Origin of the sequence: Roseomonas sp. TAS13 (genome assembly GCF_001950415.1) — a bacterium.
Taxonomy (GTDB): Bacteria; Pseudomonadota; Alphaproteobacteria; order Acetobacterales; family Acetobacteraceae; genus Roseomonas; species Roseomonas mucosa.
On record NZ_BDLP01000791.1, the window covers coordinates 1 to 536 of the forward strand.

At 67.7% G+C, this 536-nt stretch carries 1 protein-coding gene; it reads right to left on the bottom strand.

Features of this window, described 5'->3' with window-relative positions; all coding sequences use genetic code 11:
* The coding region (locus tag ROTAS13_RS25535; protein ID WP_139323627.1) for a transposase at positions 1–517 on the bottom strand (517 nt) is incomplete at its 3' end.
* Positions 518–536: the final 19 nt, after the last annotated feature.

Sequence of the window (536 nt, forward strand, 5' to 3'; positions counted from 1 at the left end):
GCGAGTGGCGGGCCCGCTCATAGAGGCGGCTGTCGGTCGGATGGGCGATGGCCTTCTCCATCACTGTGGTGTCCACTGCGATCTCGGCCAAGCTGTTCGACGTCACAGCTCCCGAAGCCTGAGCCGCCTCGATCGTCCTGGTCAGCAACCACTCGACACCTTCCTCACCGATGCGACCGCGCCAGCGGCTGAGAGAGGAGGGATGGATGGGCGCACGGTGCTGGAAGAAGGTCTCACCCGTGAAGTGCTGGAAGTACGGGTTCTCCACCCAGCGCGCGAGCACCGCCTCGTCGGAGAGGCCATGGGCGTGCTGGAGGTACATCAGCCCGGCGACCAGACGCGGATGCGTGGCCGGCCGTCCCTCAGCGGCGGGGAAGAAGCCGGCCCATTCCCGCTCGAACCAGGACCAGTCGATCAGCGCCGCCAGCCGCACCAGTTCGTGCCGCCCATCGATCATGTCGACCAGCCGCGGCCGCAGCAGATCGGCCTGTTCCGGCGGGCGCGGGCGGTGCTTCATGCCCACAAGATTCGCAGGG